The sequence below is a fragment of the Phenylobacterium sp. genome, from assembly GCF_044371015.1.
GTDB lineage: Bacteria > Pseudomonadota > Alphaproteobacteria > Caulobacterales > Caulobacteraceae > Phenylobacterium.
On the sequence record NZ_JBILUK010000282.1, the window covers coordinates 1 to 3834 of the forward strand.

At 68.9% G+C, this 3834-nt stretch carries 4 protein-coding genes and 1 pseudogene; 2 read left to right on the forward strand and 3 right to left on the reverse strand.

Features of this window, described 5'->3' with window-relative positions; all coding sequences use genetic code 11:
• A pseudogene (locus tag ACIQ3R_RS16320) lies at positions 1 to 232 on the forward strand (acyl-CoA dehydrogenase); the annotation flags it as partial.
• A gap of 55 nt (positions 233 to 287) precedes the next feature.
• On the opposite strand, the gene ACIQ3R_RS16325 reads toward ACIQ3R_RS16320, so the two are convergent.
• The 3 genes from ACIQ3R_RS16325 to efp form a co-directional block, all read right to left on the reverse strand.
• Entirely contained in the window at positions 288 to 788 is a 501-nt protein-coding gene (locus ACIQ3R_RS16325; RefSeq protein ID WP_397419911.1) for an SRPBCC family protein, read from the reverse strand.
• Positions 789 to 938: 150 nt separating this feature from the next.
• Positions 939 to 2537, reverse strand: coding sequence for an amidase (locus ACIQ3R_RS16330; protein ID WP_397419912.1), 1599 nt, complete (start codon positions 2535 to 2537; stop codon positions 939 to 941).
• 45 nt (positions 2538 to 2582) lie between these two features.
• On the reverse strand, positions 2583 to 3149 hold the full coding sequence (gene efp / locus ACIQ3R_RS16335) for an elongation factor P (protein ID WP_397419913.1): 567 nt from the start codon (positions 3147 to 3149) through the stop codon (positions 2583 to 2585).
• A 107-nt stretch (positions 3150 to 3256) separates the two neighbouring features.
• Here efp and ACIQ3R_RS16340 point away from each other — a divergent pair.
• Positions 3257 to 3834: amino acid--tRNA ligase-related protein (locus ACIQ3R_RS16340; protein ID WP_397419914.1), on the forward strand; the 578-nt coding region annotated here is incomplete at its 3' end.

Genomic DNA, 3834 nt, shown 5'->3' on the forward strand with positions numbered 1-3834 from the left:
CGCCAATGCGGCGGTGGAGATGCTGGATCAGTACGGCATCATCAACGATCCGGCGCTCGCGCCTTTGCGCGGCGGCTTCCACGCCTCGCTGATAAGCGCGCCGGGCTTGCGGATCGCCGGCGGCACCGACGAGATCCTGAAGAACATCATCGCCGAACGGGTCCTGGGCCTGCCCGGCGATATCCGTGTCGACAAGGACGTGGCGTTCAAGGACCTGCCGACGGGGCGGTAGTCGATCTGATGCAGGGCGCTGGATCGCGAGTGACAGGAGCCGTTTCGCCCCTGGCTCAGGACGGCGCGCGTAGCGCCCGCTCCAGGTCTTCCACATAGAGATCGATGTGGGAGCCCGGCGGAGCGAACACCCGCCCGAGCAGCCGACCAATGACGCTGGGCGTTGTAGTGGTCTCCTTGATCCTGAAGACCGTGGTGTTCGCGTCGCGCGCGGTGAACTCACCAATCCAGTGACCGGAGAATCCCAGAGAGGACTGGTAGGTGATCTCAAACACCGAGTTCGGGTCTTTCCGAACCAGGGTGAAGTGAATGGACTGCCCGTCCTTCGTTCGTTCGGTCCAGGTCGCGCCGTCCGCCGTAACGGTCACCTGGCCGATGTCGCGTCGCCATTTGGACTGTCCGGCGACGTCGGTCACCAGCGCGAAGATCCGATCCGTAGGCGCCGCGATTGTGGCCTCCCGGTTCGAGGTCACGGTTGGAGGCAGCATGAACGCATAGCCGCCGACTCCGATGACCAAGATCGTCAGAACACCTGCGATGATCAACATCCACTTCATCGGTTGACCTCCAATCACCATGTATCGACATCGTCGCCTGCCGCGCTGAAAGATAGATGTGCGGCGCCGATGGGTGAAGAAGAGGCGTTTGTTCCCGTAACATTCCAACGAAGCCGTAATCGGCCATGCGGGTCCGTTCCGATCCCTAGCTCAGCTGGGGTCGTAGGCCGGGGCGAACTCCGGCCGTCCTGCGACGCTGGGCAGGAAGGCCGGGTCGCGCCGCGCCGGCGCCGCCTGCTCGTAGGCATGGCCCAGCGCCAGCAGGCGGGCCTCGGACCAGGCCGGCCCCAGGAACGACAGGCCGATCGGCAGGCCGTTCACATCGCCCGCCGGAACCACCAGGTGCGGGTATCCGGACACCGCCGGCAGGGTCGAGGGCGAGCCGAAGAAGCGCGCGCCGTTCACCGGATCGAGTATGGCGGCCGGTCCATTTGCCAGCGCCACCACCGCCTCGACCCCGCCGGCTTCGGCGAACATCGCGTCGAGCGCCGAGCGGGAGAGCCGGGTCGCCTCGGCCCGGTCGGCGATCACCTTGGGGTCGTCGGCGCCGGGCCCCCTCTGGGCGCGCTCGAAGATCTCCTGGCCGAACAGGGCCGTCTCGCGCGGCTCGGCGGTGTTGAAGGCGATCAGGTCCGCCAGCGTCTTGGCCTTCACGGCCGGCGCGGCGTCGGCGAGGTAGGCGGCGACGGCGGTCTTGAAATCGGCGTGCAGGAGATCGCCCTCCAGCGACCCGACGCGCGCCAGCGTCGCCGCCTCCGGGCCCTTCAACTCCACAAGCACGGCGCCGGCCGCCGCCAGCGACTTCAGCGCGGCCTCGAAGACCGCGTCGGCCTGGGGCGACCGGCCCTGGAGGCCCCGCCAGACGCCCAGCCGCACGCCCTTGAGGCTTGCAGTCCGCAGCCCGGCCGCATAGTCCGCGCGCCGCGCGTCGGCCTCCGTCGTCGCCGGATCGCGTGGATCGGAGCCCGCCATCGCTCCAAGCAGCAGGGCGGCGTCGGCGACGGTGCGGGTCATCGGCCCGGCGGTGTCCTGGGCCGGTGAAATCGGCACGATCCGGTCGCGGGAGACCAGGCCTACGGTCGGCTTCAGGCCCACGATCCCGGTCATGGCCGCCGGGCAGGTGATCGAGCCGTCGGTCTCCGTGCCCACCGCCAGGGCCGCCAGCCCCGCTGCGACACTGGCGCCGGAGCCGGACGAGGAGCCGCAGGCCGTGCGGTCCAGGCTGTGGGGATTGCGCGTCATGCCGCCGACCGCGCTCCAGCCGCTGAGCGAACGGGTGGAGCGGAAATTGGCCCATTCCGAGAGGTTGGCGCGACCCAGGATCACCACGCCCGCGGCCCGCAGCCGCGCTGCGACCGGCGCGTCCCGGCCGGTGACGTTGTCGATCAAAGCCAGCGACCCGGCCGTGGTGGGCAGGCCGTCGTCGATCTCGATGTTGTCCTTGATCAGCACGGTGAGCCCGTGCAGCGGCCCGCGCACCCGGCCGGCCTTGCGCTCGGCGTCCAGCGCCCGCGCCTCGGCCAGAGCGCGCGGATTGACCGCGATGACGGCGTTGAGGCGCGGACCCCTGTGGTTCAGCTGTGCGATGCGCGCCAGATAGGCCCGCGTCAGCGCCTGGGCGCTGGTGCGGCCCTCGGTCATGGCCTGCTGCTGCTCGGTCGCCGAGGCAAAGGGGCCGGGCGTCTGGGCTTTGGCGGGGGCGGCGAGGGTCATGAGAATCAGGGCGATGAGAAGCGGGGCGGCGCGCATGACGCCACCCTAGCCCAGCCTGACGATCCCGCCAGGGGCGACCCCTCAGTCCTTGGCGCGTTCCTGGTAGCTGCCGTCTTCTGTCAGGATGACGATCTTTGTGCCCGGGCCGATGTAGGGCGGGATCATGGTGCGGAGGCCGTTGGAGAGAATGGCCGGCTTGTAGGACGACGAGGCCGTCTGGCCCTTCACCGAGGGCTCGGTCTCGACCACTTCGAAGGTGGCCAGACGGGGCAGTTCGATGGCGATGGGCACGCCGTCATGGGTCGAGAGCTTCACCGTGCAGCCGTCGGTGAGATAGGGCGCGGCGTCGCCGATGATGTCCTCGGAAGCCACCACCTGGTCGTAGTTTTCCGGGTTCATGAAGTGGAACCCTTCGCCGTCCTGGTAGAGGAACGTGTGGTCGCGATCGTCGACGATGGCCCGCTCGACCGTTTCGGTGGTGCGGTAGCGTTCGGAGATCTTCACCCCGTCAGAGATGCGCCGCATGTTGAGCTGGGTCACCGGCGTGCCCTTGCCGGGGTGGATGTTTTCGGCGCTCAGCACGACGTAGAGCTTGCCTTCGAGATCGACGACTGCGCCCTTGCGCAGCGAGCTGGCGGATACCTTCAAGTGCTGATCCCCTGGTCGCGCGGGCGCCTGAAGCGACTCCGCGGATGAAATTCTTCTGCGCGCCCCTATAGCGATGTGCGTCGAAATCTCCAGCCCCCGGCCGCCTGATGACCGAAACCCGCCCCTGGTGGCATCCCGCCCGCCGCGCCGACCGCCGGCCGTTTCTGCAGGCGCGGGGCCGCATCACGCGCGCGGTGCGTCATTGGTTCGAGGAACAAGGCTTCGAGGAGGTGGAGGCCACGGCGCTGCAGATCGCGCCAGGGGCGGAGGTGCATCTCCACGCCTTCGCCACCGAGGCGCTGGATATCTCCGGCGGGCGCCAGACCCGATATCTGCAAACCTCGCCCGAGTTCGATTGCAAGAAGCTGCTGGCGTCCGGCGAGCCTCGGATCTTCACCCTGGCCAAGGTCTGGCGGAACCGCGAGCGCGGCCGGTTGCACGCGCCGGAGTTCACGATGCTGGAGTGGTATCGCGTGGGCGAGCCCTATGGGGCGCTGATGGCCGATTGCGCGGCGATCCTGCGGGAGACCGGCGCCACCGCCGTCAGCTGGCGCGGACTGACCTCGGATCTTTCCGCGGAGCCGCAACGCCTGACCGTCGCCGAAGCCTTTGAGCGCCACGCCGGGATGGATGTGTTCGGCGACCTGCCCGCCCAGGCCCGGAAGCAGGGTGTCCGGGTCGCGCC